The following is a 25,249-nucleotide window of genomic DNA, read 5'->3' as shown; positions in this document are numbered from 1 at the left end:
GCGGGCCGCCCAGCACCTGTGGAAGGCGCAGGAGGCCATCGTCGGCGTGCTGCGCGGCAACGGTTCGCTGCTGGCCTTCCACCCGATCCGCCACAGCTACCCGCACTGCTGGCGCCACAAGACGCCGGTGGTGTTCCGCGCCACCCCGCAGTGGTTCATCTCGATGGACAAGGCCAACCTGCGCACCGATGCGCTGGCCGCCATCGACACCGTCGGCTGGTTCCCGGCCTGGGGCAAGGCGCGCATCCAGAGCATGGTCGACGGTCGCCCGGACTGGACCATCTCGCGCCAGCGCACCTGGGGCGTGCCGATCGCACTGTTCACCCACCGCCAGACCGGCGAGATCCATCCGCGTTCGGTCGAGCTGATGCAGCAGGTGGCCGACCGAGTCGAGGCCGAGGGCATCGACGTGTGGTACTCGCTGGATGCCGCCGAACTGCTGGGCGCCGAAGCGGCCGACTACGAGAAGGTCACCGACATCCTCGACGTCTGGTTCGATTCGGGCGTGACCCATGAAGGCGTGCTCGCCGCGCGCGGCTTCGGCAAGCCGGCCGACCTGTACCTGGAGGGTTCCGACCAGCACCGCGGCTGGTTCCAGTCCTCGCTGCTGACCGGCGTGGCGATCGACAAGCGCGCCCCGTACAAGCAGTGCCTCACCCACGGTTTCACCGTGGACGAGCACGGCCGCAAGATGTCCAAGTCGCTGGGCAACGGCATCGAACCGCAGGACATCATGAACAAGCTGGGCGCGGACATCCTGCGCCTGTGGATCGCCTCGGCCGACTACAGCAACGAGATGTCGCTGTCGCAGGAGATCCTCAAGCGCAACGCCGATGCCTACCGCCGCCTGCGCAACACCGCGCGCTTCCTGCTCGGCAACCTGGATGGCTTCGATCCGGCCCAGCACCTGCGTCCTCTCGACCAGATGGTCGCGCTGGACCGCTGGATCGTGCATCGCGCGTGGGAGCTGCAGGAGAAGATCAAGGCAGCCTACGACGGCTACAACATGGCCGAGATCGTGCAGCTGCTGCTGAACTTCTGCAGCGTGGACCTGGGCTCGCTGTACCTGGACGTGACCAAGGACCGCCTGTACACGATGCCGACCGATTCGCACGGTCGGCGCTCGGCGCAGAGCGCGATGTACCACATCGCCGAAGCGTTCACCCGCTGGGTGGCGCCGATCCTGACCTTCACCGCCGACGAGCTGTGGGGCTACCTGCCGGGCGAACGTGCCGGGCACGTGCTGTTCACCACCTGGTACGACGGCCTGGCGCCGCTGCCGGCCGATGCCCAGCTCAACGCCGCCGACTTCGACCAGCTGCTGGCCGTGCGCGAGCAGGTGGCCAAGGTGCTGGAGCCGATGCGTGCCAATGGTGCGATCGGTGCCGCGCTGGAAGCGGAGATCACCATCGCCGCCAGCGAAGAGCAGGCCGCGAAGTGGCAGCCGCTGGCCGATGAACTGCGCTTCCTGTTCATCAGCGGCGACGTGCAGGTGCGCCCGGCAACCACCGACGAAGTGTTCGTCAGCGCCCAGCCGACCACCAAGGCCAAGTGCGTGCGCTGCTGGCACCACCGCGCCGATGTCGGCAGCAACGCCGACCATCCCGAACTGTGCGGCCGCTGCGTGAGCAACATCACCGGCGCCGGCGAACTGCGGAGCTGGTTCTGATGAGCACTGCACGCCCGCATCCCAACGCCCTGGTCTGGCTGCTGCTGTCGGCGGCCATCATCGGCCTGGACCAGTGGTCCAAGGCCTGGGTGCTGTCGAGCCTGCCCGAGTTCCAGCCGGTGGTGGTCATCGACGGCTTCTGGAACTGGTACCGCACCTACAACACCGGTGCGGCGTTCAGTTTCCTGAGCGACGCCGGTGGTTGGCAGAAGTACTTCTTCACCGCGCTGGCGATCGCCATCAGCGGCCTGATGGCCTGGTGGCTGCGCGGCACCGCCCGCGGCAACTGGAAGGCCGCGGTGCCGTATGCGCTGATCATCGGCGGTGCCATCGGCAACGTGATCGACCGCCAGGTGCACGGCCACGTGGTCGATTTCATCCAGTGGTACGTGGGCAGCTACACCTGGCCCTCGTTCAACATCGCCGATTCGGCCATCGTGGTGGGGGCCATCGGCATCGCCCTGTTTGGCCTGTTCGACGGCAAGTCCGCCAAAAAGGCGGATAATGCCAATCCGAAACCGTAAGCCGGCCGCTGCCGGGAGATTGAACTGATGGATGTGCTGCTCGCCAACCCGCGTGGTTTCTGTGCCGGTGTCGATCGTGCGATCGAGATCGTCAAGCGCGCGATCGAAACGCTGGGCGCGCCCATCTACGTCCGCCATGAAGTGGTGCACAACCGCTTCGTGGTCGACGACCTGAAGCAGCGCGGCGCGATCTTCGTCGAGGAACTGGACGAAGTGCCTGACAACAACACGGTGATCTTCAGCGCGCATGGCGTTTCGCAGGCGGTGCGCCAGGAAGCCGAGCGCCGTGGCCTGAAGGTGTTCGACGCCACCTGTCCGCTGGTGACCAAGGTCCACTTCGAAGTGGCCCGCCACTGCCGTGCCGGCCGTGACGTGGTGCTGATCGGCCACGCCGGCCACCCGGAAGTGGAAGGCACCATGGGCCAGTGGAACCGCGAGGCCGGCACCGGCCAGATCTATCTGGTCGAGGATGTGGAGCAGGTCGCCACGCTGCAGATCAACCAGCCGGAAAACTTCGCCTACACCACCCAGACCACGCTGTCGGTGGACGATACGCGCGGCATCATCGATGCGCTGCGCGAGCGCTTCCCGGCCATGCAGGGCCCGAAGAACGACGACATCTGCTACGCCACGCAGAACCGCCAGGACGCGGTGCGCGACCTGGCCAAGCGCTGCGACCTCGTGCTGGTGGTCGGTTCGCCAAACAGTTCCAATTCCAATCGACTGAGTGAGCTCGCCCGTCGCGAAGGCGTGGAGAGCTACCTGATCGATGGCGCGCACGAGATCGACCCGGCGTGGGTGGCAGGCAAGCAGCACATCGGCGTCACCGCAGGTGCTTCTGCACCGCAGGTGCTGGTTGACGGCGTGCTGGCGCGGCTGGCCGAGCTGGGGGCCACCGGCGTGGGTGAGCTGGATGGCGAACCGGAATCGATGGTGTTCGCGCTGCCGAAGGAACTGCGCCTGCGCCTGGTCGACTGACCGGGCCTGACTCTGGTGGGTGCGAACCTTGGTTCGCACTGCTTCTGGATGCATTCCATCCACGCATGGCGTGGATCTGCTGCTCCCGGCCTTGTTGCCGGGTTTGCCGCTTCTGGCGGTGTTCGCGCGGGCCATGACCTTTGGCCATGGGGCCACGCATCCCACAGGCCTAGCATCGGGAAATTCTCCGCTGTTGGACGCTGCCCGATGAAAACCCGAGCCTTGGCCATGTCGTTGCTGTTCGCGCTGGCCGCCACGCCTGCATTGGCGCTGGCGCAGGCCGCGCCGCCGGCCAATGCCGCAGCGCCCGGCCTGCTGCGCATCGACGTGGATGCGCGTGACCTGGCCCGCCGCATCTTCAAGGTCACCGCCACCGTGCCGGCCAAACCCGGCCCGATGACCCTGCTGTATCCGCAGTGGATTCCCGGCAACCATTCGCCCACCGGCCCGATCGACAAGCTGGCCGGGCTGCGCGTCACCGCCAACGGCAAGCCGCTGGCCTGGCAGCGCGATCAGTTCAATGTCTATGCGTTCAAGGTGGACGTGCCCGAAGGCGTGAGCGAGATCGTCGCCCACTTCGACTTCCTGTCCTCGCAGGGCGGCAGCCAGGGCCGGGTGGTGATGACCCCGGAAATGCTCAACCTGCAGTGGAACGCCAATTCGCTGTATCCGGCGGGCGTCGATGCGCGCCAGCTGCAGGCGCAGGCCAGCGTGACCCTGCCCAAAGGCTGGTCGTTCGCCACCGCGCTGGAAACCGCGCGCCGTGACGGTGACACCGTGGTGTTCAAGCCGATTTCCTATGACCACCTGGTCGATTCGCCGTTGTTCGCCGGCGAGCACTACCAGCGCATCGACCTCGACCCGGGCGCGAAGGTGCCGGTGCACCTGAATGTGTTCGCCGACGATGCCAAGTCGCTGAAGCCGACGGACGCACAGATCAAGCTCCACCGTGCGCTGGTGCAGCAGGCCGACAAGCTCTATGGCGCGCGCCACTACAACCACTACGAGTTCCTGCTGGCACTGACTGACCGCCTCGGCGGCATCGGCCTGGAGCATCACCGTTCCAGCGAGAACAGCGCCGAGCCGGGTTACTTCACCGAGTGGGACAAGAGCGCGTGGATGCGCGACCTGCTGCCGCACGAGTACACCCACTCGTGGAACGGCAAGTACCGCCGCGGTGCCGACCTGGCCACCGCCAGCTTCAACGTTCCCATGGGCGACAGCCTGCTGTGGGTGTACGAGGGCCAGACCCAGTTCTGGGGCCAGGTATTGGCCGCGCGTTCCGGATTGTGGTCGGTCGAGCAGGCGCGCGACATGCTGGCCAATGTGGCCGCCACTTATGACCGTGGCCGCCCGGGCCTGGCCTGGCGGCCCTTGCAGGACACCACCAACGACCCGACCATCGCCCAGCGTCGCACGTTGCCGTACCGCAACTACCAGATGAGCGAGGACTACTATTCCGGTGGCCAGATGTTGTGGCTGGAAGTGGAAGGCAAGCTGCGCGAACTGAGCGGCAACCGCCGCAGCCTGGACGACTTCGCGCGCGCCTTCTTCGGTGTTGGCAATGGGGACTGGGACGTCAATCCGTACACCTTCGATGACGTGGTCGCGACCTTGAACGGCATCGCGCCGTACGACTGGGCGACGTTCCTGCGCGGCCGCCTGGACGGACATGGGCCGCTGACCGGCGGCCTGGCGCTGGCCGGTTGGAAGCTGGTCTACCGCGATACCCCGAACGCCGCCTACAAGGCGCAGGAAAAGCGCGCCAAGGGCGCATTGCTCGCCTACTCGCTCGGGGCGACCGTGCTCGACAGCGGCACGGTGAGCGACGTGATCTGGGACAGCCCGGCGTTCAACGCAGGGTTGGCGCCCGGCATGAAGGTGATCGCGGTCGGCGGCCGCGAGTACAGCAGCCAACGGCTGAAGGACGCCGTGGCTGACGCGGCCAGAGACAAGGCGCCGATCGTGCTGCTGGTCAAGCAGTTCGACCGCATCGATACGATGAACATCGACTACCACGGTGGCCTGCAGTACCCGCTGCTGGAGCGCATCGCCGGCACGCCTGATCGCCTGGCCGAGCTGTGGAAGGCGCGATGAAAGCGCGCGCCCGCGACGGCATGATCCTGCTGGTGGCGATCCTGGCCATCATTGGCGCGTACCTGCACGGTGATGGACGCTGGCTGCACTGGCTGGCGAAGCCGGCCACGACGCTGCTGATCGCCGGCATCGCCTGGCAGGTGCACACCCCCGCGCAACCGTTCTACCGGCGCGCGGTGCTGGCCGGCATGCTGCTGTCGTGCGTGGGCGACATCGCGCTGATGCTGCCGGTGGATGCGTTCGTGCCTGGCCTGGTGGCATTCCTGCTGGCCCACCTCTGCTACATCGCCGCGTTCCGCGATGGACTGCGCGGCGGGCGTGGTCTGGTGGCTGCCAGCGTGCTGCTGGGAGCGTTTGCCGCACTCAATGTGCTGGGCCTGTGGCCGCACCTGCCGGCGCCGATGCGCATCCCGGTGCTGGCGTACGTGGTGGTGCTGGCCTCGATGGCGGTGCTGGCCCTCGCACGCGCATGGGTGCGTCCTCAGGCGGCCGCGCCGGAACCGTGCAGCGCACGCTGGGCCGCTGCCGGTGCCGTGCTGTTCGTAGCCAGCGATTCACTGCTGGCCTGGGACCGCTTCGCCGGTGGCCTGCCGCTGGCCAGCCTGCTGGTGCTGTCCACCTACTACGCCGCGCAATACGCCATCGCCCGCTCGGTGAAGTAGCAAAAAGGGGACGGAGGGGATTAGGTCGTATTCGGCATCGTGGCAGAAACGACTTAATCCCCTCCGTCCCCTTTTCCGGTGTTGCGCTCAGCGGAACTGCAGGGTCAGCAGGTAGTAGCGGCCCAATGGATCGTCCAGCCCGGGCATCTGCCCGCCATTGCCGACCAGGTAGTTCACCGGTTGTGTGTCGAGCACGTTGTGCACGTCCAGTGCGGCAACGATGCGCGGGCCAAGGCGGCGTGCCAGGTGCAGGTTCCAGCGCAGCTGGCGGGGGTTCATGCAGTGGTTCTGTTCAACCTGATCCTGCGGGCACTCGGCACCGGGCAGCCAGGCGCGGGTGCGGCCGACCTGGTTGCCGCGCAGGGCGATGTCCCAGTGGCTGTTCTGCCACTGCACGTTCAGCACCGCTGCCATCTCCGGCGTCACATGGCCGCGCAGGTCGATCGCGGGTTCGTGGTCGCGCTGGCGGCGCAGTTCCTGCTGTTTCAGTGCATCCAGCGAGAACAGCCATTGGCCGTTGCTGCCGGTGTCGATGCGGTACTCGCCGCGCAGCACCCAGTTGCGCGACGTGGTGCGGCCGATGTTGTCGAAGGACAGGCGCAGGCTGCGCAGCCTGCCTTGTTCGTCCAGCTGCCAGGTATCGCGGTTCCAGACCGCATCGTTGGGCTGCAGTGCGAGGATCTCGTTGCGCAGCTCGACGATGTTGTGGGTCAGCGACAGCGAGAACGCATCATTCGGGGACCAGGTCGCGGCCAGTGAATGGCTGCGCGAGCTCTCCGCTTTCAGCATGGTGTTTTCTTCCACGTCTGCGGTCACCCTGCAGCGTCCATCCGCGGCGCTCTGCGCACACGGCGGCAGCGCATCCGAAGCGGGCAGGGTGAGGGTGCCGAACTGGCCGGGTGGGCGCCGCTGCTCGAACAGGCTGGGGGCGCGGTAGCCACGCCCGCTGGCCAGCAGGAATGACCACTGCGGCGACGGCGTCCAGCGCAGGCCGGCCCGTGGCGAGACCGCGGTGTAGTCACCGTCACGGTCCCAGCGTGCGGCCAGGTCCATGCGAAGCGCAGGTGCCAGTGGCAGGCCGAGTTCGGCGTAGGCGCCACCACTCTGCCGCGACAGCCTGCGCTGCTGCTGCGGCAGTCCCAGCGCCAGGTCACCCTGGCTCAGCAGCGCATCGGGGTGCGAGGTCCAGCGCTCATGGCGCAGGTCGATGCCGGTGGCCAGCTGCGCATTGCCTCCCGGCAACGGCATGAGTTCGCGCTGCATGCCCCACCAGCCCTGCCATTGTTCGGTAAGGCCACGGTTGCGGATCATCGGGAACCAGGACGCCGTTTCGCCGCTGGGCAGCATGTCGAATCCGGGCAGGAACCGAAGTGACTGCGCGGCCTCGATCAACGGGGTGGCCCGCACGGTGCCCGGCGTGGACAGGCTGACATCACTGCGCTGTGCGCTGAGCCCGGCATCCCAGCTGCGCCGGCCCTGGTCGCGGCCGATGCCGAAGGTGACGTCAGCATCGGTGGCGCGAACGTGTGGGCGCACGTTGCCGGCTTCGCGCAGCACGGTGTTGAAGGTGATTCCGTACAGGGCGAGGGAAACCGCGGTGGGGCCGAGGTCGAAGCGCTGGCGGTTGTGGCTGGCGCGGGCCTCGGCATAGGCGTAGCGCCCTTCGCCACGTTCATGCCGATAGCGCAGGTAGGCCGACGCGGTATCCGAAGCGGGCTGCAGCGAGCGTGGGCGCGCACTGTCGAACCAGCAGGCACCATCGCGCCGCTTCAACGGCCCTTCGCAGCGCCGTGCAGGCCAGTAGCGGCCAGCGCCGAAGGCACCGATCAGGTATTGCGAGGTTTCCGCATGCCAGTCGCGGCGGTCGCCGGCCAGGTGGTCGACACGGTGCAGGTCGACGCCGGCGAACCAGCGATCGCCGTTGCCGCGCAGGCCGCCGGTGGCCGCCTGCAGGCGATACTGCGCGGCGTCGCCCCGGCTGCTCAGGCCGGTCTGCAGCATGGCTTCCGGCCCATCGGCCTGGTCGCGCAGGATGATGTTGACCACGCCGGACATGGCGTCAGCGCCGTAGATCGCCGAGGCACCGCCACGCACCAGCTCGATGCGTTCGACGAAGCTGAGCGGAATGCCGCCCAGGTCGGTAAGCCCTCCCTGCTCCAGCGACACCATCGGGTAGCGCGGCAGGCGCCGGCCATTGACCAGGAACAGGGTGGCGCGCGGCCCCATGCCATCGAGGCTGGTAGTGGCTGCGGCACCGACCGGCAGGTACTGCGAGTCACCGCTGCGCGCGCTGCTCATCGCCGGCAGGCCATTCATGCCGGGCAGGTGCCGCAGCAGGTCGAACAGGCTGCCGTAGCCGCTGCGCAGGATGTCGTCCCGATCAATCGTGGTGACCGGCAGCGTGGTCTGCACCGAGGTGCGTGGCAGGCGGCTGCCGGTGACGTGGATCGGTGCCAGTTCCACCTGCGGCGGCGGCCGGGGGGCATCGTGGCGGGGAGCCACCACGGCCTTTGGCGTGGGTGTTGTGGCAATCGGGGCCGCACCGACGCGGCGCACCACGAAGCCACCCGAAGGCGTGCGCAGGATCGTCACCGGCATGCCGGCAACCAGCTGCTTCAGGGCGGTGGCGGGATCGGTCCCGGTGTTCGCGCCGTCGCTGTGCAGACCTGCCAGCTCACGGGCGTCGAACAGCAGCGCGATGCCGCTCTGCCGTGCCCACTGCTGCAGCGCCGACGGCAATGGGCCGGCATCGATGCGGTAGGCATGCGTGGCCGCCGATTCGCTGGCAGTGGCCGCGGGCAATGCAGTGGCCAACAGCACCAGGCACAGCAGGGGGCGGAGCAGCCCCCACTGCAGCGCGCCCGGTCCTGCCATCACTGCAGGCCCCCTCAGTACGTGCGGCGCAGTTCCAGCGCGCCATCCGGGCGCGTCTGGCCAGCGACGGACCAGCCCAGTTCCAGTGCGGACAGCAACTCCTGTGCGTCGCCTGCGCGGAACGTGCCACTGACCGCCAGGTTGCTGATCTCCGGATCGGCAATCACCAGCGGTGTGCGGCCATAGCGGTTCATCCGTTCGACCACGATCGACAGCGGCGTGGCGTCGAATACCAGCTGTCCCTGCAGCCAGCCCTCGGCGGCCGCCGTGGACGACAGCGCCGGGCCCGGCTGGATGCGCCCGGAAGGCAGCACCTGCAGCTGCTGGCCCGGTGCGAGGGTGTGCTGGGCTGCGCCGTTGCTCACTTCCACCGCGCCTTCCAGCAGCGCGACTTCCACCAGGCCATCGCGCAGGCGTTCAACCTGGAAGGTCGTGCCGATATCGCGGATCGTGCTGCTGCCGGCGCGCAGCTGCAGCGCCTTGTTCGACGGCGCGACCTGCAGCTGCAGGCGCCCGCGTTCAAGGTCCAGCTCGCGATGGCGCCAGCCGAAACGGGCGTGCAGCGTGGTGCCCGCGTCGAGCGTGGCCACGCTGCCGTCGGCCAGGGTCAGCTGCTGCGTTTCGTGGCTGTCATTGGCATAGCGCTGCGGCGTGGGGTTGCCGTCCACGGCCAGCATCCAGCCCACGCCGATGGCCAGGCAGATGCCGGCGGCGGCCGCGAATGCCGGCAACCCGCGGCGGCGCGGCGGTCGCGCCGCACGGGCCGCAGCGGTACGCAGCCAGGGGTCTGCCGCCAGCCCCTGGCCCTGCTGGAACAGGTTCTCGGCCTGCACCCACGCTTTCACATGGGCCGGGTTTTCGGCCAGCCAGTCCTCGAACGTTTCGCGTTCGGCCGGCGTGCAGTCCGGCGCTTCCAGCCGCGCCACCCAGGTGCTAGCGCGTTCGAACAGCGAGGCGTCTTCCGTGTGCCGCTGACGGTTCATTCCACATCCCTGTCGTTGTGCAGTGGATCCGGTCCCAACTCCTGGCGCAGGCCCTGCAGGGCACGGGCGATATGTTTTTCCACGGTCTTGGCAGTAATTCCACAGTGCCGCGCGATCTGCGTATAGCTCATGCCGGTGATCCGGTTGAGCAGGTACACCTCGCGCGCGCGCTCGGGCAGTTTGAAAAGGGCCTGCCGCAGCAGGGACAGCATCTGCCCGGACTCGGCCTGGCGCAATGGATCGGGCGACTGGCTGGTGGGCTGGTCGCTGCCATCATGCTCGGCCAACGGCAGGTGCGGTCGCGACTGCGCAGAGCGGCCGCGATCGGCCAGGCGGTTGCGGGCGATACGATACAGCAGCAGGCGCAGCTCGTCGGCGCCGTGTGCGCGATAGCGGATCAGCCGCTCCATGCAGTCCTGCGCGATGTCCTCTGCATCCTCCGGCCCGACGCCCCGCGTGCGCAGGAACGCACACAACGGTGCGCGTTCTTCGCGTACGAACGCGATGAAGGCATCCGCTGGCACCGGTGGCTCCGGCGCGTGGTGGATCAGGGGGGACGGAGCGGACAGGGCTGGCCTCGGCTGACATTGGCGGATGCGTCATCGAGTTTTACGCGACGATGACCGGATGGGGAAGAGTGTGCGGCACCCACATCCTTATTGTGAATGCATTCATGATCGGACGGCGGCTCGGCTGGGGGAGTTCGAGCCGCTCTGACGTTTGACCCTTTACCCGCGTGTTGCGGGTGGAGAGAGAACGTATGAAGCATTCGAAGTTGAGCCTGGCCCTGGCCGGGCTGATCAGCGTCGGCGCCCTCGCGGCTGCTGATGACGTCATGGCAATGAGTTATCACGTGCAGGGCGATCGCATCTTCCTCAGTGGCGGGGTGACCTACGCCGACGTGGTGTCGTTGCCGGCGTTGCTGGCCAAGGCGCAGGCCGAGGGCCGGCCGATCCGCGAAGTGGTGCTGCGCACCTCCAACGGCGGCGCGCTGATCGCCGGCGAGTGGCTGCAGGGCGTGATCCGCACCGCCGGCCTGAACACCATCGTGTCCGGCCACTGCATTTCGTCGTGCTCGATCATGCAGTCCGGTGGCGTCGAGCGCTATCTGGCCGGCGACCTGCCGATCGTCGATTCGGTGCAGATCCACGCGGCCAGCAGCGGCGGCAAGGTGATCTATACGCCGTCGCCGCGCATGACCCAGATCTACACCGGCAACTACGGCGGCGGCATGGATGCGGGCCTGCTGCACAAGGCCATGTACGAGGTCGTGCAGCCCAATGGCCTGCTGGTGTTCCGCGACCCGGCGCGCACCACCGGCGCCTCGGTCACCTTCGACCCGGATGGCAGCGGCAGCAAGCTGGAGTCGTTCCCGGGCCAGGACATCCATAGCAACAACATCATCACCGCGAACGGCTATCGCGATCCTGGCGACACGTTGAACGTGAGCGCGAACGTGAGCGGCGACATCAACCCCGGCTACCTGCGCACCGGGCGCCAGCTGCAGACCTTCGTCGACGACGATTTCGCGCGCTGGAACACCGACTGGCAGTCCAGCTACATCAACCTGGCGCAGAGCATCTACAACGCTTCAAGCCGTGGCCCGCAGGGTATCGGCCCGGATTCGGTGCAGGACTACCTCAACGATCCGGGCATCCAGGCGCTGCTGCTGTCCAAGCTGCGCCTGGCCGACCTGGACGTATCCACGCTCGACAACGCCATGGGCGTGATCCGCGTGAGCAACGGTGCCACCTGGCGCACCGCCGCCACCACCGGCGCCGACTTCATGCTGGTCGACAACGGCACCATCGCACTGGAAGGCGGCGCGCTGCGTGCGTCGGAAGTGCGCGTGCTGGGCGCGGGCATGCTGGTTGGTCATGGCGACGTGGCCGGCACCGCGATGGATCTTGATGCACTGGGCAGCGGTTCCGGCCCCTCCTGGCGCGAGGACGGCTTCAACCGCCTGCGTGTGTTTGGCACGCTGATGCCGCGCGGCGGCGATCTGGTCACCCACGGCTACGTCAACATCATGCCGGGCGGCAAGCTGTTGTTCGACGTCACCGAGAACGGCGGCGCGGCCACCGGCCGACTGCGCGTGGGCACGTTCTTCGATGACGAACCGACCGATGGCGCGCTGGTGATCTCCAAGGGCGCCTTCCTCGAATTGAATGTGGCGCAGGGCTACTACGGCCAGGATTTCCGCCGTGACCTGGTGCAGGGCCCGATCTACCAGGGCGGCTTCGAGGATGTCGTGCGCCTGGGCGACACCGGCTACAGCGCCAGCATCACCGCGGGCGATGTGTTCCGCCCGCGCCACAACTCGCTGCTGAGCTTCAACGTGAAGCAGACCGCCGACGGCCTGTGGCTGACGGCAAACCCAGGCTTCGATCAGCTGGGCCTGTTCACCAACGCCACTTCCGGTGATGGACTGGGCCGCGCGCTGGCGACCGCCTCCGCCCGCCAGGACGGCAACCTGAAGTCACTGCTGGGCGCGCTGCAGTTCGCCGACCGTGATGTGATCGCGCAGCAGGCCGGTGCCCTGCGCGGTGATGCGCATGCCAGCCTGCGGCTGGCCGACAACGCGCTGGTCGGCAGCATCGGCAACGTGGTGCAGCAGCACCAGGCCGCGATGCGCAGTGGTGGTGATTCCGATGGCCTGGCCTCGCAGGCCGCGCAGTCGGTGTCGGCACAGCCGGGCATGCGCCACGGCAGCCTGTTCAACCAGCTGGCGATGCATCTGGTCGAGCCGGCCGCCGGCAGTGCTGCGGGCAGCGGTGATGCTGGCCGAAACCGTGGCATATGGGCGCGCGGCTTCGCCAGCCATGGCCGCATCGATGCGGAAGGCGGCGTGGCCGGCCTGAGCCACAACATCGGTGGCATCGTGGTCGGTGCCGATACCCGCGTGGCCGATGACCGCGTCACCCTCGGCGTCAGCGTGGCGGCCGCCGACATGTCGACCAAGGGCCGCGACGGCTCCGACTTCAGCGGTGACGTGCGCGCGCTGGACGTGGGCGGCTATCTGGACGCGACGTACTCGCGCGGTTATCTGTCGGCAGCGGTGCGCTACACCGACCTGCGCCACGACACCCGTCGCAGCATCAGCGGCATTGATGGCCTGCAGCAGCCGCTGCGCGCCAAGTACAACAACGATGCAATCTCCGCACGGGTCGAGCACGCGTTCTCGTTCACCACCGGCAATGGGCTGGTGATCCAGCCGTTGCTGCCGGTGGTGGATTACGCGCGCACCTCGGCCACGCGCTTCAATGAAGGGCAGGGCGCGGGCGCGCTGGTTGGCCGCAGCGGCAGCCTGGAAAGCATCCGCGTCGGTGCCGGCCTGCAGCTGTTCAAGACCTTCGAAGGCAACAACGGCGAGCGCATCACCCCGCGTGCCCGCGTGGTCTGGCAGAAGGAACTGGGCGATTCGCAGGCCCGCTACAGCACCGGATTCGCCGCCGCCCCGGACCTGGTGTTCGGCGCCAGCAGCCAGGCCGTGGGTGAGCAGGTGCTGGCCTGGAACCTGGGCGTGACCAGCCGCGCCAGCGAACGCCTGTCGATCATGGCCGACTACGTGGGCGAGCGCCGCGACGGGCAGATCCAGAACGGCGTGATGCTGGGCCTGGGCTATCGGTTCTAAGTAAGTGGCAGGGGGCACCGGCGATGCCTGCATCGCCGGTGCCATCCCCACGGGCGCGTGGCTGCGGTATGGTCGGCAGGGCATCCCACCCAGGTCCTTCCATGCAGATCGCCGTCTTCAGCGCCCGCCCTTACGACCGTCGCTTCCTGGACGAAGCCAACCAGCGTGATGCGGACGGGCAGGGCTACGCGTTCGTCTACTTCGATGCCGCGCTGGATGTGCATACCGCAGCGCTGGCGCAGGACTGCGCCGCCGTCTGCGTGTTCGTCAATGACCGCCTCGACGCGCCAGTGCTGCACGCCCTGCATTCGCTCGGTGTGCGTGCGGTGCTGCTGCGCTGCGCGGGCTTCAACAATGTGGATCTTGCTGCGGCGAAGGCACTGGGCCTGTTCGTCGCGCGGGTGCCGGCCTACTCGCCCGAAGCCGTGGCCGAGCACGCGCTGGCGCTGGTGATGACCCTCAACCGGCAGACCCATCGTGCCTACAACCGGGTGCGCGAAGGCAACTTCATGCTTGATGGCCTGCTTGGCCGCACCCTGCATGGCCGCACCGTCGGCATCGTCGGTACCGGCAAGATCGGGCTGGCCACCGCGCGCATCTTCAAGGGCATGGGCTGTACCGTGCTGGGGCATGACCCATATCCGTCGGCGGCCTTTGCCGGGGTGGGCGACATGGTGGCGTTGGATGAGCTGCTGGCGCGTGCCGACATCGTCTCGCTGCATTGCCCGCTGACACCCGACACCCAGCACCTGATCAACGACGCCTCGCTGGCGCGGATGAAACCCGGCGCGATGCTGGTCAACACCTCGCGCGGCGCACTGGTGGACACCCACGCGGTGATCCGCGCGCTGAAGTCGCGCCGGCTCGGCCATCTGGCCATCGACGTCTACGAACAGGAAAGCGCGCTGTTCTTCCAGGACCTGTCCGGCGAGATCATCGACGACGAGGCCTTCCAGCGCCTGATGACCTTCCCCAACGTGCTGGTGACCGGCCACCAGGGCTTCTTCACCGTGGAGGCGCTGCAGGAGATCTCGGCGATCACGCTGGGGAACCTGGCCGATTTCGCCGCCGGGCGGCCCTGTACCAACCGGGTGGAAGCGGGCTGAGCCGGGTGGATTGACCGCCGGGGCGCCCAGCCCTTAAAATCGCGGGCTCCGCCGGAATAGCTCAGTTGGTAGAGCGGCGCATTCGTAATGCGTAGGTCGCAGGTTCGACTCCTGTTTCCGGCACCATGTACATCGTGAAAGCCCCGGCCATTTGGCCGGGGCTTTTTTCGTAGTCCACTGCGAGTGCCTAAGCCTGTACTACCGATTCGAGCATACTGCCCAATTGGCGCGACATCGCCACGAGATATCATCTTTCTCGTCGAGCTTTACTTCCTACGCACTAGGAAAGCAAAGCATTTCCCGTTCTTACGGAATACTTGCTTCCCTGTGCGGTAGTGCTTGAACGACGCGCAAAAAACCCACGCGAAGCCAGGCGGTGCGGGGAACGGCGGAGCCGTATTCATCGCACAGTACCTCCCTAGGTGATTGGGAGATCCACTTGACGCCAGCATACGTCAGCAGCAGAATGCAAGCTGCCTTGCCCTCAAATGCATGGCCTCCCTACTGACGGATCTGTTGTCTCGGGAGATTTCTAGGTCGGCGCCAGCTGCAACTGGCGCCGATCTTTTTTTGAGCTACTTTTTAATCAAACTCATCGTCAGCCATGATGAGATCGATTTGGCTTTTGAGGATCTGTTTGTCTGCAGTGAAAAGCGGACTGGGAACCTCGATCCATGCACGGCGTCCCCCGCTGAGGCGCACAGGAATCCGGTCCGCTGAGTTGGCGTGTGTGTCGACTGTGGTAAAGCTCTTCTGCTGTTGCAGGGTGCGAATGTCGCTCTCGACTCGAACGGAGGGGTCAGGGAAGAGTGGTGAAGTGTTGGAATTTTTTTCGGGGTTTTCGCTGACTTTAGCGCCTGTTTTAGCGGCCTGTTCGCTCAATTCCTGAGGTGCCCGCAATTCCTGAGGTGCCCGTCCAAATGTGTCGTAATAGTTGGCGAACTCGACAGCTGCTCGGAAGTGCCGTAGGCATTCCTGAGCTCCATTGGGCAAAAATCCCATCTTTATCAGTCGATAAGTTACGACCTGATCTGATGGAAGGGAGTCCGGGTACTCGGCTAGCAGTTCTTGATAGACCTTGGGTGTCGAGAGCCAGCGCTTGAGCTGAGCCATTCTGTGCGAATCGTTAGGAGCGTATCGGTACTCCTCGACCTCGGGGGCGATAGCTACGTCTCCCTTGTTGTCAGAGAGCAGCAGTCCAAAGGACTTCATCGTTGCCAAAGATCGCGCAGCAGAACCGTTGTTTGCGCCAGAGTAGCCGAGGATCTTTGCGGCGACATCGCTGGATACATAGCTGCGCTGTGCTTCGCCATACAATTTCAGCGCATTGCTCAGCGATTCTTCCAGGCCAAAAGATGGCGCCCGGGGACTTTTTTTGTTTTGGGTTGCCATCGTGCCAAGAACTCTCGCTGCGATTAGACGATTGCATTTGAATGGGTTTGCGAGTTCGGGTCAACGTCAAATCCTGCATGGCTACTTGGTCGCAATACTTCTTAAATGCATGCGCTTTAATTTTTAAGTCATTGATTTTATTGTGAAAGACGTCAATTTTTATTCGCAATAAAACATGAACAAAACATAAACGAATGTCGTAATTCGTTAAGATTTGCTCCCTGGCTGCTGGGCTGAGCGAGCATCTTTGGGTGCTGTTGGTGCGCTAAAGGTTTGGGGTGTTGACGGTAGCTTGAGCGCGATACGCACTAGGGCGGGGGAGCAGATTGGGTTCCTGGCGGAACTTGTCTCCGGCGCGCCGCCCGCAGAACTCATCCGGCTCACATGTCGCTTCCTGCATGCTTGATCGGCCTCTAGCGTCAAATCGAACTTGGCCACTCGTTGTTCGTTCAGTCGGTCGGTCTGCTTTACACAATTATTAGTAAGCGAGAAGCGTCACGTGCCTCGTTGCTTCCCGGGTCACTTGCGGCGCTGCATGGCGTGGACGCCCTGGTGTTGGCGTACTCGCGTCTTCTCGTGTCGCCCCCGCCATCTACTGCGCATGCAACAATTCGTACCGCTCCTTCCGATGCATCCGCACCTTTCGGATTTTTCTCATTGAATCGAAGGTGCAGGCGTAAACAACATGGCGCGCCACCGAAAAAGGGTGGCCGGGCATCCAAACCCGAGACAGATGTTACTTACGCTTGCCAGTCGGCACCGTCCTGAAGCGGTGCCGGCTGGCAATCCGTCGGCCTTTATGGCGGGCGGTGCGTGGGGGTCCTCGGACCCGCCGGTCAATGGTAACTATCTGTCCCGGTTTGGAACCCGCACCGTCCGCCACCCGCTTCCGCGCGGTGGCAGTGTTAAGTACATCCACGGAAGCCGACGCCATGACCACTCGCAAGATTCCGCCATTCCCCGTCGATGAGCCCACCAACGACGACGACAATCCGTCCTTTGACCTCAGCACCTTCCAGGGCTGCCTCAAGCGCATCCGCGATGGCGAAGGGTCCGATGGCATGCTGTGGCCGGAAGAGAACCTGTCAGACGGCCGCCGCCAGTCCCTGGCCAGGATCGACCGTGCGGCGGTGGGCATGCTGACGGCGGTGGAGATGCTGCATGCGGCCAGTCGCTGCGAATCCATGGCCACGCCCGACCGGCATCTGGATGAGGGCGTCGTCGAGGGGCTGTTCTTCGCGTGCCGCGAACTGGCTGAACTGGTCTGCAGGGAAGTGCGGCCGGCCTGACCTTGCGCGCATGGCTGAACACGTTCAGTAGGCTTTGCCGGTCCGGTGGCTTTGGCGTGGCCGGGCCCGATGCTACGCTGCGTGCCCGTGCGGCTGGGCAGCCCGCGCGCGCGCGGTGCGACAACGTGTCGCAGTCAGATCGGCGCCTTTCCTGCGCTCGATCATTGTCAATGCCTTTCTTAAATGGTGGGTGACGGCCTAAAATTGTAGGGCTGACTCGACCCCACCTCCCTGCCTGTCCCCGGACCGGTGGGACCGGCTTTGGCCGGAACAGGCAGGACGGGGAACGGCATTCCCTCGCAATTGGATCGACCGATGATTCCGTTGAAAACCCTTGGGCGCTGGTTGCGCCCGGGCCTGCTGCTGTCGTTGCTGGTGATGCTCACCGGCTGCGATGCCGTGGCCATCCTCAGTCCGAAGGGCCAGATCGGCCAGGATGAGAAGACCCTGCTGATCACGGCCACCGTGCTCATGCTGCTGGTCGTCATCCCGGTCATCATCATGACCCTGACCTTCGCGTGGAAGTATCGCGCCTCCAACACCAAGGCCCGTTACGAGCCGAAGTGGTCCCACTCGACGGCGATCGAGGTGGTGGTGTGGTCCATTCCGTGCATGATCGTGCTGGTGCTGGCGGTCCTGACCTGGCGCTCGTCGCATGCACTGGACCCGTACAAGCCGCTGGAATCGGACGTCAAGCCGGTCACCATCGAGGCGATCTCGCTGGACTGGAAGTGGCTGTTCATCTATCCGGAAGAGAAGGTGGCGGTCGTCAACGAAATCAAGTTCCCGGTCAACACGCCGCTGAACTTCAAGATCACGTCCGACACGGTGATGAATGCGTTCTTCATCCCGCACCTGGGCAGCATGATCTACTCGATGGCTGCGATGGAGACCAAGCTCCATCTGATCGCCAACGAGACCGGTGAATTCCCGGGCATGTCCTCGCACTACAGCGGCGCGGGCTTCGCCAAGATGCACTTCACCGCCTACTCGGTCACCGATGCCGAATACCGCCAGTGGCTGGACCAGGTCCGTGCCGGCGAGCAGACCCTGGACAAGGCCTCGTTCAAGGCCCTGGGTGAAGCACGCAACGCCGAGTGGTACCCGGTCACCTACTTCGGCAAGACCGAAGAAGGCCTGTTCAACTGGGTCATCGCCAAGCACATGGGCGACAACAAGCACTACGGCATGAAGCACGAACACGCCGGTGCCGCCGCTGCCGATGCCGCCAGCCATGAAGCGCACGAGGGCCACGCCCCCAGTGACGCGCATGATTCCAAGGAATCGGGTGAAAACCTGGATGCCAACGAACACGAACACGCAGGCCATGCCGGCCACGCGGGTTCGGGAGAATGAACATGTTGGGAAAACTCTCTATTGAGTCGATCCCCCACGATCCGATCGTGCTGACCACCCTGGTCGGTGCGGTGCTGGGTGGCCTGGGCGTCATGGCCCTGATCACCAAGTTCAAGCTGTGGGGCTATCTGTGGAAGGAGTGGTTCACCTCGGTGGACCACAAGAAGATCGGCGTGATGTACCTCATCGTCGCCTTCGTCATGCTGCTGCGCGGTTTCTCCGACGCCATCATGATGCGTACCCAGCAGGCGCTCGCCGTCGGCGGGTCCGAGGGTTACCTGCCGCCGCACCACTACGACCAGATCTTCACCGCCCACGGCGTGATCATGATCTTCTTCGTGGCGATGCCGCTGATCACCGGCCTGATGAACCTGGCCGTGCCGCTGCAGATCGGTGCGCGCGACGTCGCGTTCCCGTTCGTCAACTCGCTCAGCTTCTGGCTGTTCGTGTCCGGCGCGGTGCTGATCATGCTGTCGCTGTGGATCGGTGAATTCGCCGCCACCGGCTGGCTGGCGTTCCCGCCGTTGTCGGGCATCGAATACAGTCCAAGCGTCGGCATGGACTACTACATCTGGGGTCTACAGGTCGCAGGCCTGGGTACCACGCTGAGCGGTATCAACTTCTTCATCACCATCTTGAAGATGCGTACTCCCAGCATGAAGCTGATGCAGATGCCGGTGTTCACCTGGACCGCCCTGGTGACCAACGTGCTGATCGTCGCTGCCTTCCCGGTGCTGACCATCACCCTGGTGCTGCTCACCCTGGACCGTTACCTGGGTACGCACTTCTTCACCAATGACGGTGGCGGCAACGCCATGCTGTACATCAACCTGATCTGGATCTGGGGCCACCCGGAGGTGTACATCCTGGTCCTGCCGGCGTTCGGTGTGTTCTCCGAAGTCATCGCGACCTTCTCGCGCAAGGCGCTGTTCGGCTACAAGGGCATGGTCTACGCCACCGCCTGCATCGGCGTGCTGTCGTTCATCGTGTGGCTGCACCACTTCTTCACCATGGGCTCGGGTGCCAACGTCAATGCCTTCTTCGGCATCACGACGATGATCATCTCGATCCCGACCGGCGTGAAGATCTTCAACTGGCTGTTCACCATGTTCCGCGGTCGCGTGCAGTTCACCACGCCCGTGCTGTGGACCATCGGCTTCATGGTCACCTTCACCATCGGCGGCATGACCGGCGTGATGCTGGCGATCCCGGCCATCGACTTCGTGCTGCACAACAGCCTGTTCCTGATCGCCCACTTCCACAACGTCATCATCGGCGGCGTGGTGTTCGGCATGTTCGCCGGCATCACCTACTGGTGGCCGAAGATGTTCGGCTTCCGCCTGAACGAGTTCTGGGGCAAGTGCGCGTTCTGGTGCTGGTTCATCGGCTTCTACGTGACCTTCATGCCGATGTACGTGCTGGGCTTCATGGGCATGACCCGTCGCCTGCAGAGCACCGTCAACCCGGCCTACGAGCCGCTGCTGCTGGTGGCCGCTGCAGGTGCCTTCATCGTTGGCGCCGGCATCCTGTGCCAGATCATCCAGGTGGCCGTGTCGATCCGCGACCGCAAGAAGACCGCCGACCTGACCGGCGACCCGTGGGATGCCCGTACGCTGGAGTGGGAAACCTCTTCGCCGCCGGCGTTCTACAACTTCGGCACGCTGCCGGAAGTCACCGAGCTGGACGATTTCTGGGAGCGCAAGCAGCGCGGTGAGGCCTGGCCGAAGCCGGCCAAGTACACCGACATCCACATGCCGCGCAACACCGGCACGGGCGTGGTCATCGGTGCCTTCAGCCTGGTGTTCGGCTTCGCGATGATCTGGCACATCTGGTGGCTGGCCATCGTCGGCTTCGTCGGCATGATCGCCACGTTCATCTACCGCACCTTCGACCAGGACGTGGACTACTGGGTCCCGGCCGCCGAGGTGGAACGCATCGAGAACGAACACCGCAAGCACCTGGAAAACCAGGGCCTGGTGAAGTCGGAGCTGAAGGCATGAGCACCAATACCTCGACCCTGAGCCACGGGCACGCCGCGCATGCGGCGGCCCATGGCCATGACGACCACGAGCACCACGACACCGGCGGCAACACCGTCTTTGGTTTCTGGGTGTACCTGATGAGCGACTGCCTCATCTTCGCCTCGCTGTTTGCCACCTACGTGGTGCTGTCCGGCGGTACCGATGGCGGCCCCGGCGCGAAGGACCTGTTCGAGCTGCCGTTCGTGGCGTGGGAAACCGCGCTGCTGCTGACCTCGTCGCTGACCTTCGGCCTGGGCATGATCGCCATGCACCGCAAGCAGATGGGCCAGATGTACCTGTGGCTGGCCATCACCTGGCTGCTGGGCTTCGGCTTCATGTGCATGGAAGTGTGGGAATTCCAGCACCTGATCCATCAGGGCTACGGTCCGGACCGCAGTGCCTTCCTGTCGGCGTTCTTCGCCCTGGTCGGTACCCACGGCCTGCACGTCAGCGCCGGCCTGCTGTGGCTGCTGGTGATGTTCGTGCAGCTGAAGAAGTACGGCCTGACCCCGACCAACAAGACCCGCATGGCGTGCCTGAGCCTGTTCTGGCACTTCCTGGACCTGATCTGGATCGGCGTGTTCTCCGTCGTCTACCTCAATGGAGCGCTGTAATGGCACATGACAACCATGCACACGACCACGGCACCGGCGGCGAAAGCCATGGCACCGTGAAGTCGTACCTGATCGGCTTCGTGCTGGCGGTGGTGCTGACCGTCATCCCGTTCTGGATGGTGATGTCGGGTGATTTCTCGCGCACCGTCAACGGTGTGGTGATCGCGATCACCGCGGTACTGCAGATGCTGGTCCACCTGGTGTTCTTCCTGCACCTGGACCGCTCTTCGGAAAGCCGCTGGAACGTCAACGCTGCGGCCTTCACCGTGGTGGTGATCGGCATCATCGTGGTCGGCACCCTGTGGGTCATGCACAACATGAACGTGCACATGATGCACTGACGTCCTGGCGACGTTGCCACGCAGAAAGGCCGCCCTCGGGCGGCCTTTTTGTTTTTCCGTTGTCCGGTAGTGGCGGCCCGGCTCTACCCCGCCACCTTGCGCAGGAATTCCTCGGCCTCCATCGGCCGGCCCAGGTGGTAACCCTGCAGCTGGTCGCAGCCCAGTTCGCTCAGGTACTCGCGCTGCGCCTGCGTTTCCACGCCTTCGGCCACCACCTGCAGCTGCAGGGTGCGGCCCAGCGCGATGATCGACGAGACGATGGCGGCGTCCTCGTCATTGCACTCAAGGTCGTGCACGAAGGCGCGGTCGATCTTCAGTTCGGTGGCCGGCATGCGCTTGAGGTACAGCAGGCTGGAATAGCCGGTGCCGAAATCGTCGATGGCAATGTGCACGCCCATCGCGGTGAGGTCGTTGAGGATCGCCAGGCTGGCATCGACGTCCTTCATCGCCGTGGTCTCGGTGATCTCCAGGGTCAGCCGTGCCGGTTCGATCCGGTGCCGCTGCAGCACCTCGCGCACGCTGTCCAGCAGCGCTGGCGAGGCGAACTGCAACGGCGACAGGTTCACCGCCATCGACCATTCCGCATGGCCTGCCTCGTGCCACGCACGCAGCTGCGCACACGCACGGTCCAGCACCCAGTCGCCGATCGGCAGGATCAGGCCGCTGCGCTCGGCGATGGGGATGAACACATCCGGGGCCAGCAGGCCCAGCTCCGGGTGTTGCCAGCGCAGCAGCGCCTCGGCGCCGGTGGCCGGTGCGCCCGCGGCCGGGAACTTGGGCTGGTAATGCAGGATCAGTTCGTCGCGGGCGATGGCCTTGCGCAGGTCCTGCAGCAGGCGCAGCTGGCGGTTGGCGCTCAGCTGCATCGACGGGGTGAAGAAGGTGTAGCCGTTCCGGCCGGTTTCCTTGGTGTGGTACATCGCCGCATCGGCATGCGCCATCAGCTCGCGCTCGTTGCCGGCATCGTCCGGGTACAGCGCGATGCCGAGGCTGGCACTGACCTGCAGCTCGGCCGCATCCAGCGTGAACGGCTCGCCGGCCGCGGCGATGATGCGCTCGGCCACCACCACCGCATCGTCGGGAATGTCGATGGCCAGCACGATCACGAACTCGTCGCCGCCGAGGCGGGCAAAGGTATCCTGCGGCCGCAGCAGGCCGCCGATGCGCTGCGCCACCGCCACCAGCAGGCGGTCGCCCAGCTGATGGCCGTAGGCATCGTTGACCGCCTTGAAACCGTCCAGGTCGCAGAACATCACCGCCACCGTGTGGCCGCGGCGGCGCGCCTTCTCGATCGCCTGCTCGATGCGGTCCTGCAGCAGCATGCGGTTGGGCAGCTGGGTGAGCGGGTCATGCAGCGCGGCCTGGATCAGCTTGTTGTTGGCGCGCGCCAGCGAATCGGCCAGCAGCCCGGTGCGCACGCGCATCTGCCGATCGAACAGCGAGGCAACCAGGGCGATGCCCAGGGTGGCCACGGTGGTGACGATCACCAGCACCGCCAGCCAGCGGGTGTCGATGGCGCCGCTGCCGACCGCACCGCAGATGCTGCCTTCGGGGAAGCGCGCCGCGGCCATGCCGGTGTAATGCATGCCGACGATGGCCAGGCCCATCACCAGCGAGGCCAGTGCGCGCAGGCGCAGGGTGTTGTGCTGCTCGGCACGCAGGCGGAAGGCGATCCACAGCGCGGCGCCGGCGGCACCGACGGCCACCGCGATCGATGCGGCGAACCAGCCCGGGTGGTAATCGATGCCCGGCTGCATGCGCATCGCCGCCATGCCCAGGTAGTGCATGGTGGCGATGCCCAGCCCCATCAGCACCGCGCCGGCCAGCAGCCGTCGCCACGGCAGGCTGGGCCGCGACACCAGCCACAGCGCATAGGCCGAGGCACCCATGGAGACCGCCAGCGAGTACAGGGTGATGCCGAGGTCGTAGCCCACCGGAATCGGCAGGTCGAAGGCCAGCATGCCGATGAAGTGCATCGACCAGATGCCCAGGCCCATCGCCGCCGCGCCCCCGGCCAGCCACCAGCGGGCCACGCGGCCTTCGGCGGTGGCCAGGCGGCCGGCCATGTCCAGCGCGGTGTACGAAGCAAGAATGGCCACCAGCAGCGAGATGGCAACCAGGCTCTGACTGTAACTGCCAGTCATGTTGAATCCAGTGGGAGAAGGGAGGGGCGCCCGCAAGGCGCACGCCCGCGACCCCTATCGGCGCGGGTGGGCGGGACTTGAGCGGTCGCAGCACCTGCGACCCGGCTCGGCTATCCTGCCACGCCTGTTCCCGTTGCTGGAAATCATCCGATGGCCAAAGCCCGCACCGCCTACGTCTGCAATGAATGCGGCGCCGAATACAGCAAGTGGCAGGGCCAGTGCACCGAGTGCAATGCCTGGAACGCGCTGTCGGAGATCGTGCTGGAGAGCGCGGCGGCGGCCAAGGCGCCGGCCTCGCGCCGGGCCGGCTGGGCCGGCAAGATCGATCCGCCGAAGATCACCGCGTTGAAGGACGTCGAGCAGACCGAACACCGCCGGGTTTCCACCGGCATCGGCGAGTTCGACCGCGTGCTGGGCGGCGGTCTGGTCGAGGGTGCGGTGGTGCTGGTCGGTGGCGATCCGGGCATCGGCAAGTCGACCCTGCTGCTGCAGGCGGTGGCCAAGATGGCGGCAGAGCTGCCTGTGCTGTATGTCACCGGCGAGGAATCGCTGGCCCAGGTGGCCGGCCGTGCACACCGGTTGGAACTGCCGCTGGACGGCGTCAATGCGCTGGCCGAGACCGGGGTTGAATCGATCCTGCAGCATGCGTCCAGGGCCGGCCCGCGGCTGATCGTGGCCGATTCGGTGCAGACCCTGTGGACCGAAAGCCTGACCGCCGCGCCCGGCTCGGTCAGCCAGGTGCGCGAGAGCGCGGCACGGCTGGTGCGCTTCGCCAAGGAGACCGGCACCGCCGTGTTCCTGGTCGGCCACGTGACCAAGGAAGGCGGCATCGCTGGCCCGCGCGTGCTGGAGCACATGGTCGATGCGGTGCTGTACTTCGAGGGTGAGAGCGGCAGCCGCTTCCGCCTGTTACGCGCGTTCAAGAACCGCTTCGGTGCGGTCAACGAGCTCGGCGTGTTCGCGATGGGCGACAAGGGCCTGAAGGAGGTCTCCAATCCGTCGGCGATCTTCCTGTCCGGGGGCAGTACCCACCAGCCGGGCAGCTGCGTGATGGTCACCCGCGAGGGCACGCGGCCGCTGCTGGTGGAGGTGCAGGCGCTGGTCGATGCCTCGCCGCTGTCGAATCCGCGCCGTGTCGCCGTTGGCCTGGAGCAGAACCGCCTGGCCATGCTGCTGGCGGTGCTGCACCGCCACGGCGGCGTGCTGGTTGGCGACCAGGACGTGTTCGTCAATGTGGTCGGTGGCATCCGCGTACAGGAAACCGCCGCCGACCTGCCGGTGCTGCTGGCGGTGCTGTCCTCGCTGCAGGACCGGCCGCTGGCGGAGAAGACGATTGCCTTTGGCGAGGTCGGCCTGTCCGGCGAGATCCGCCCGGTGCCCAATGGCGAAGACCGCCTGCGCGAGGCCGCCACCCATGGGTTCAAGCGCGCCATCGTGCCCAAGGCCAATGCGCCCAAGGGCGGCTCGGTGAAGGGCATGGAAGTGATCGCGGTGGAGCGGTTGTCCGAGGCCATCGACGCGGCGTGATGCAGGTTACGTAGAGTCGAGCTTGCCCGACTGCTGGC

General features: G+C 65.8%; 18 protein-coding genes and 1 tRNA gene. 14 read left to right on the top strand and 5 right to left on the bottom strand.

The window, feature by feature from the left end; genetic code table 11:
* From QRO93_RS07270 to QRO93_RS07250, 5 genes are all read left to right on the top strand, one after another.
* Positions 1-1,669, top strand: a 1,669-nt coding sequence (locus QRO93_RS07270; protein WP_285304053.1) for an isoleucine--tRNA ligase, incomplete at its 5' end; no start/stop codon positions are given.
* Complete coding sequence (gene lspA / locus QRO93_RS07265; protein ID WP_008266713.1) at positions 1,669-2,193, top strand: signal peptidase II; 525 nt, start codon at positions 1,669-1,671, stop codon at positions 2,191-2,193. The genes QRO93_RS07270 and lspA, both read left to right, overlap by 1 nt.
* Positions 2,194-2,220: 27 nt before the next feature.
* Positions 2,221-3,171, top strand: a complete 951-nt coding sequence (gene ispH / locus QRO93_RS07260; RefSeq protein WP_005408565.1) for a 4-hydroxy-3-methylbut-2-enyl diphosphate reductase — start codon at positions 2,221-2,223, stop codon at positions 3,169-3,171.
* Between the two features lie 207 nt (positions 3,172-3,378).
* The gene (locus tag QRO93_RS07255; protein ID WP_180879513.1) at positions 3,379-5,268 is read left to right on the top strand and encodes a M61 family metallopeptidase; all 1,890 of its coding nucleotides are present in this window, start codon (positions 3,379-3,381) and stop codon (positions 5,266-5,268) included.
* Positions 5,265-5,930, top strand: coding sequence for a lysoplasmalogenase (locus tag QRO93_RS07250; protein ID WP_180879515.1), 666 nt, complete (start codon positions 5,265-5,267; stop codon positions 5,928-5,930). Before QRO93_RS07255 ends, QRO93_RS07250 begins: the two co-directional genes overlap by 4 nt.
* Before the next feature lie 87 nt (positions 5,931-6,017).
* On the opposite strand, the gene QRO93_RS07245 is transcribed toward QRO93_RS07250, so the two are convergent.
* The 3 genes from QRO93_RS07245 to QRO93_RS07235 are packed head-to-tail and all read right to left on the bottom strand — an operon-like array spanning position 6,018 to position 10,311.
* Positions 6,018-8,804, bottom strand: a complete 2,787-nt coding sequence (locus QRO93_RS07245; protein WP_180879517.1) for a TonB-dependent siderophore receptor — start codon at positions 8,802-8,804, stop codon at positions 6,018-6,020.
* Between the two features lie 14 nt (positions 8,805-8,818).
* Positions 8,819-9,787, bottom strand: a complete 969-nt coding sequence (locus QRO93_RS07240; RefSeq protein WP_053510612.1) for a FecR domain-containing protein — start codon at positions 9,785-9,787, stop codon at positions 8,819-8,821.
* The gene (locus QRO93_RS07235) at positions 9,784-10,311 is read right to left on the bottom strand and encodes an RNA polymerase sigma factor (protein WP_008267539.1); all 528 of its coding nucleotides are present in this window, start codon (positions 10,309-10,311) and stop codon (positions 9,784-9,786) included. Before QRO93_RS07235 ends, QRO93_RS07240 begins: the two co-directional genes overlap by 4 nt.
* A gap of 236 nt (positions 10,312-10,547) precedes the next feature.
* Between QRO93_RS07235 and QRO93_RS07230 the strand changes: the two genes are divergently transcribed.
* From QRO93_RS07230 to QRO93_RS07220, 3 genes are all read left to right on the top strand, one after another.
* A complete protein-coding gene (locus QRO93_RS07230) occupies positions 10,548-13,421 on the top strand; it encodes an autotransporter outer membrane beta-barrel domain-containing protein (protein ID WP_180879520.1) in 2,874 nt (957 codons plus the stop codon).
* 101 nt (positions 13,422-13,522) lie between these two features.
* Positions 13,523-14,527 carry a 2-hydroxyacid dehydrogenase gene (locus tag QRO93_RS07225; RefSeq protein WP_180879521.1) on the top strand — a complete coding sequence of 335 codons (1,005 nt, stop codon included), beginning with the start codon at positions 13,523-13,525 and terminating at the stop codon, positions 14,525-14,527.
* 50 nt (positions 14,528-14,577) lie between these two features.
* Positions 14,578-14,653, top strand: a tRNA-Thr gene (locus tag QRO93_RS07220).
* Between the two features lie 456 nt (positions 14,654-15,109).
* Here QRO93_RS07220 and QRO93_RS07215 read toward each other — a convergent pair.
* On the bottom strand, positions 15,110-15,919 hold the full coding sequence (locus QRO93_RS07215; protein ID WP_180879523.1) for a hypothetical protein: 810 nt from the start codon (positions 15,917-15,919) through the stop codon (positions 15,110-15,112).
* A gap of 932 nt (positions 15,920-16,851) precedes the next feature.
* Here QRO93_RS07215 and QRO93_RS07210 point away from each other — a divergent pair.
* The 5 genes from QRO93_RS07210 to cyoD all read left to right on the top strand — a co-directional run bounded on the left by QRO93_RS07210 (position 16,852) and on the right by cyoD (position 21,540).
* The gene (locus QRO93_RS07210; protein ID WP_080375989.1) at positions 16,852-17,208 is read left to right on the top strand and encodes a hypothetical protein; all 357 of its coding nucleotides are present in this window, start codon (positions 16,852-16,854) and stop codon (positions 17,206-17,208) included.
* 315 nt (positions 17,209-17,523) lie between these two features.
* Positions 17,524-18,564, top strand: coding sequence for a ubiquinol oxidase subunit II (gene cyoA / locus QRO93_RS07205; RefSeq protein WP_008267587.1), 1,041 nt, complete (start codon positions 17,524-17,526; stop codon positions 18,562-18,564).
* Positions 18,565-18,566: 2 nt separating this feature from the next.
* Positions 18,567-20,564, top strand: a complete 1,998-nt coding sequence (gene cyoB, locus QRO93_RS07200) for a cytochrome o ubiquinol oxidase subunit I (RefSeq protein WP_040008505.1) — start codon at positions 18,567-18,569, stop codon at positions 20,562-20,564.
* Positions 20,561-21,199 carry a cytochrome o ubiquinol oxidase subunit III gene (cyoC, locus tag QRO93_RS07195; protein ID WP_006425005.1) on the top strand — a complete coding sequence of 213 codons (639 nt, stop codon included), beginning with the start codon at positions 20,561-20,563 and terminating at the stop codon, positions 21,197-21,199. Before cyoB ends, cyoC begins: the two co-directional genes overlap by 4 nt.
* Positions 21,199-21,540, top strand: a complete 342-nt coding sequence (gene cyoD, locus QRO93_RS07190; RefSeq protein ID WP_005408584.1) for a cytochrome o ubiquinol oxidase subunit IV — start codon at positions 21,199-21,201, stop codon at positions 21,538-21,540. The genes cyoC and cyoD overlap by 1 nt, the downstream gene beginning before the upstream one ends.
* A gap of 83 nt (positions 21,541-21,623) precedes the next feature.
* Here cyoD and QRO93_RS07185 read toward each other — a convergent pair whose 3' ends face one another.
* Entirely contained in the window at positions 21,624-23,684 is a 2,061-nt protein-coding gene (locus QRO93_RS07185) for a bifunctional diguanylate cyclase/phosphodiesterase (RefSeq protein WP_180879273.1), read from the bottom strand.
* Between the two features lie 150 nt (positions 23,685-23,834).
* On the opposite strand from QRO93_RS07185, the gene radA reads away from it, so the two are divergent.
* Complete coding sequence (radA, locus tag QRO93_RS07180) at positions 23,835-25,211, top strand: DNA repair protein RadA (protein ID WP_133934124.1); 1,377 nt, start codon at positions 23,835-23,837, stop codon at positions 25,209-25,211.
* Positions 25,212-25,249 lie beyond the last annotated feature (38 nt).

Source organism: Stenotrophomonas maltophilia group sp. Smal17 (genome assembly GCF_030237045.1).
In the GTDB taxonomy this organism is placed as follows: Bacteria; Pseudomonadota; Gammaproteobacteria; order Xanthomonadales; family Xanthomonadaceae; genus Stenotrophomonas; species Stenotrophomonas forensis.
Note: the sequence above shows the minus strand (reverse complement) of the source record. Positions and strands in the feature narration are given on the sequence as shown.